Annotated in this window: 2 protein-coding genes; one reads left to right on the forward strand and one right to left on the reverse strand. The window is 53.5% G+C overall.

The genetic code is table 11. The annotated features are described in order from the left end of the window. Positions 1-70: 70 nt before the first annotated feature. Positions 71-3,085: a Tn3 family transposase gene (locus IQ256_RS28495; protein WP_193859064.1), complete on the reverse strand. Its 3,015-nt coding sequence runs from the start codon at positions 3,083-3,085 to the stop codon at positions 71-73. Between the two features lie 120 nt (positions 3,086-3,205). Between IQ256_RS28495 and IQ256_RS29935 the strand changes: the two genes are divergently transcribed. Beyond that, positions 3,206-4,435 (forward strand): recombinase family protein, encoded by a 1,230-nt coding sequence (locus IQ256_RS29935; protein ID WP_228025375.1) that lies wholly within the window; start codon positions 3,206-3,208, stop codon positions 4,433-4,435. The last annotated feature ends 65 nt before the right edge of the window (positions 4,436-4,500 follow it).

Genomic DNA, 4,500 nt, shown 5'->3' on the forward strand with positions numbered 1-4,500 from the left:
GGGGTTTGAGTAGTAACGGAACAGAAAACCACGCTAAGGCCAGAGCCCTCTCTACCGCTGGGTTTTAAGCCTAGTAAAAAGGCTCATTTGGGTCATCAGGGTTCCGTAATGGCCTGAACCCACCTTCTTTAAGTGTCTCAGCCAGCTCGAAGTAATAGCGCCCGAGCATATTGATGTGAATGTGACCTAGAGGCGATAACCGAGCAGCATCTTCAGGGTTGACCTCTAGCCCTTGTGCTCTCAGGTGATCAAGGGCTCTATCCATGTACAAAGTGTTCCAGAGGATGACGGCATTAGTGACGAGCCCCAGCGCATTAAGCTGATCTTCTTGCCCCTCACGATAGCGCTGCCGAATCTCGCCTTTGTTGCCATGACAGATCGCTCTAGCCAAACTGTGCCGTCCCTCCCCCCGATTGAGCTGAATCAGAATTCGACGCCGATAAGCCTCATCATCGATGTAGTTCAGTAGATACAGCGTCTTGGCCACCCGGCCCAGTTCCCCAATCGCCTTGCCTAACGTGGAAGGCTTACCGCCCTTTTGCAGTACCCGCATGATCTCAAGCGCACTGACCTTGCCGAGCTTCAGTGACCCGGCCACCCGCAGCATGTCATCCCACAAGTTTTCAATCAGATGCACCTTCACCTTCTGTCGGGCGATGCCATCAAGTACGCCATAGTCAGCCTTCGGGTCAAGTCGCCAGAACCTGGCTGCGCCAGTGTCAGCTAAACGCGGACTGAACTGATAGCCCAGTAACCAGAACAGACCAAAGACAATATCGCTGTATCCAGCCGTATCGGTCATCAGCTCACGCGGCCTAAGCCCTGTCCGCTGCTCCAGTAGCCCGACGAGCACCACCAAAGAATCTCTCAGTGTCCCAGTCACTACCAGGCCGTGAAACCCGGCGAACAAATCTGACACGAAGTTGTAGTAGGTGATGCCCCGCCCACTGCTGAAATACTTACGATTAGGGCCAGCATTCAACGTCTTCACCGGCACCACAAACCGTAGGCCATCGGCAGAAGCAACCTCACCGCCACCCCAAGCTTGAGCAATGGTGACGTTTTTCTGTGCATTCACCAAACAAGCATTCGACTCAACCAGCGTTTCAGCCCGAATGTAGTGTTGTTTTATCCAAGCTAAGCGGTGCTTCGTTAAAGCAGGCGTGTCCTTGCGCTGCAAAGGTCTAATCCCGATGTTGCAAGCCATCGCTACCAGGACAGCGCACAAGCTAGTGGTGACATTATCAGCGCGAGCCCCTTCCTCATGGGCATGGCTAAAAGCGTCGAGAAACCCTGTTCTTTCGTGGATCTCTAGGAGTACCTCAGGGAGATCCACCCGAGGCAGTAGGGCGCTCACCTGCGCCCTAAGCGATCGCAAATTTTCAGACTCCTCCAGCTTCTCTAGCGGGCTGATAGTCAGCGAGGGGCGTCCGCTTTCGTCCTCAACAATCTGCACTGCGTCATTCGTCGGCAGGTTCTGCGCCGCACGGTGGTACGCATCGTTAAGCTGCTGCTTTAGCTGCGTCAGCTTCTCATCAGGCTGGGGGGCAAGATTCAATGTGCGACAGACCTGGCTCCGCACCGCTACCCACTCACGGCCTTGGAACAGCTTCTCCTGTGGGTTACTCCATTGCACACTCGGAGAGACATACAAATCCCGGCAACGTAGGCCATTCATCAGTTGTTCCAACACACAGAAGGTGTAAGCGCGGCGATCAATTTCACCCGCCGTCGGACAGACCCAGCGCAACCAGCCTTTGCTAACAATCGCCAAAGGCGCAGGCGTCATGACAGGCTTGCGTTTGCCCTCAATCGATTTGAGAAAGGTCACCGCTGCTAGAATCGGCTGTCCTGCCTGAGTTGCCTGAAAGTTAATCGTATTCAACAGCGTTGGCAGGAACAACCTCACGGTGCGCCAGCGACTTAGAATCTCAGGATAGTACTGGTCATCGGGTGGGCGGGCAATGGACTCTACCTGTTCCACAGCAGCAGCCAGCTGCTCTGAAGAAACCTGAGCAAATATTGCCTCACGCAGCTGAATCGTCTCCTTCTCTGGCTCTATGAGAATGGCACAGGCTGCGCTCAAGGTCAGCGCAGCGGCATCTAGATCTTTGAGCGTTCGCAGTCGTTCTTTCTTGCCCTGACTAGCCGATTTCGACAACAACTCTTTGGTAAGCAGCTCCAGCACGGTCAACGCATCATCTTGAGCCGTTGCTTCGACGTCATGAACAAAAGCCAACAGTGTCGCCATCCGCCGGGCTGTCGGCATTCGCTGAATAGTTTGGGCTCGTGACGTAAAAGCTGCTCGCGACAGCATCTTCAACCGACTGGGTGGAACATTAGGCAGCACCAGATCGCTCACGCCAATTGCCCGTATTCGCTTCAACCGATGGAGCGCGGCCACCAGCGCCGGGGCGCTATGGCGCGTCGGTGAACGTCTCAGCTGATCAAGAACAGTTTGCCTCACATCCGTATCCACTTGGAGAATGGCATCTAGCCGTTGGCATTGCTCGTCGGATGGCAAGCGTGACAGCAACTTCCAGACCCGATGTGCCACTCGCTCTCGCACGCTTGCCACCAAGCGTTCTAAGACGCTGACACCGGGCAGTAAAATTTTCTGCTCCAGCAGTTGAGCTGTGGCAATATCAAAGAGAACGCTAGGGCCTTCTGTTCCTACCCAAGCACGGGCGTAGAGCCAACGGATAAACCGCCAGTGTTCAGGCTGAGCGCTGAAATTCTGGTAGCCATAGCGTTGCTGAATAATGTCTGTGTGCTCCCAGCGGGTGTTCTCTCGTTCCAGGTACACCGATAGACCACTCGTGCTGTTGACCTCTAGCTGCTGCGCCAAATAGTCAACGACGTTGGGCGGTACCTCAATCGGATTGAGTAGGAAGGTGCCCAAGAATCGAACCGTGCTCAGCTGCACCGCAAACCCTAGACGATTATGGTCACCGCGCCGCGCCCGCACCAATCGGCGGTCAGCATCATCTAAATGGAAATAGCGGTCAAGTTGAACATCAGTTGGTGCTCCCTGATAGCGTCCATAGCGCTGTTGTTGTTGCTCAGTTAGGAATCGAACGGGCATAGAGGAAAAAGCAACAGATTGTTACTATCATTCTGTACCATTTAGAGTATAGTCTGATTGGTACGCTAAAACGGAACGGCACAGCAAGGGTTTCAGCCCTCTATTTCCCGAGGGGTTTAATTGGTACAAAAAACGGTCGCAATTTACTGTCGCGTCTCAACAACAGACCAATCTTGTGAGAGACAATCGCAAGACTTGTTGTTCTATGCCAAGAAAGCTGGCTTCAAAGTTGTTGGCGTTTGGAAGGAGACTGCTTCAGGCACAAAACAGAATCGGGTTGAACGACAAAAGGTGATGGAGCTGGCGCAGGCGCGAAAGATTGACGCCATCTTAGTGACAGAAATGACCCGGTGGGGGCGCAGCACCCTGGATCTCATTCAGACGCTTCAGGAGTTGCAGAACTGGGATGTTTCTCTGATTGCGCAAACTGGGCTTCAGTTCGATTTGGCCACGCCTCAAGGAAAACTGATTGCTCAGCTAATGGCGGCGCTGGCCGAGTTTGAGCGCGATTTAGTCAGTGAGCGGGTGCGCTCTGGGCTAGCTGCTGCGAAGGCTAGGGGAAAGGTCTTAGGCAGGCAGCTGGGGCAACGCACGAAGTCTGACCGGCTCGCGCCGCAGGTGATACAGATGGTGGAAGATAAGGTTTCCTATCGCACCATTGCCCATGACTTGAAGCTCAGCAAAACGACAGTCACTGAGATCGTCAAACGGCACCGGCAAGCTCATCCTGATTTTCAACCCTCAAAATCTAAAATGGCTCCTCGTAAAAAAGCTCAGTCTGTCTACCAGCTCAAGATTACGCTCACGGGTATTCGGCCACCGATCTGGCGACGGGTGTTGGTACGCAGTGACGTCACGTTGAGTCACCTACACTGGGTCATTCAGCTCTCTATGGGCTGGACAAACTCTCACCTGCACTCGTTTACGATTCACGGTCAGGAGTATGGCGTACCGATGCCAGAACTAGGGTTTGCAGAACTAGAGCCTGAGGATGAGCGGTCGGTCAAGTTGACCAGCTTTATTCCAGCAGAGAAGTTTAAGTTTTCCTACCTTTATGACTTTGGTGACTCTTGGGAGCATGAGGTCTTAGTCGAAAAGGTACTGACCGCTGAGACTGACCTCGACTATCCTGTCTGCATTAAGGCTAAGCGCGCCTGCCCTCCTGAGGACTGTGGGGGCACCTGGGGCTATCAGGAGTTTGTAGAGGCCGTTCAAGATACTGAGCATCCCGAACATGAAGCACTGCTTGAATGGGCCGGGGGCTACTTTGACCCCGAGGACGCTGAGTTCGATGAAATCAATCCTTGTCTGAAGATGATTCCTCAGGATGCTGCCAATTTTGAGGGCTAGAAGCTATACGTATTAAAGGTTGCAGCCTTAGCGGGGTTTTCTGTTCCGTTACTACTCAAACCCCG

Origin of the sequence: cf. Phormidesmis sp. LEGE 11477 (genome assembly GCF_015207105.1) — a bacterium.
In the GTDB taxonomy this organism is placed as follows: Bacteria; Cyanobacteriota; Cyanobacteriia; order Phormidesmidales; family Phormidesmidaceae; genus Phormidesmis.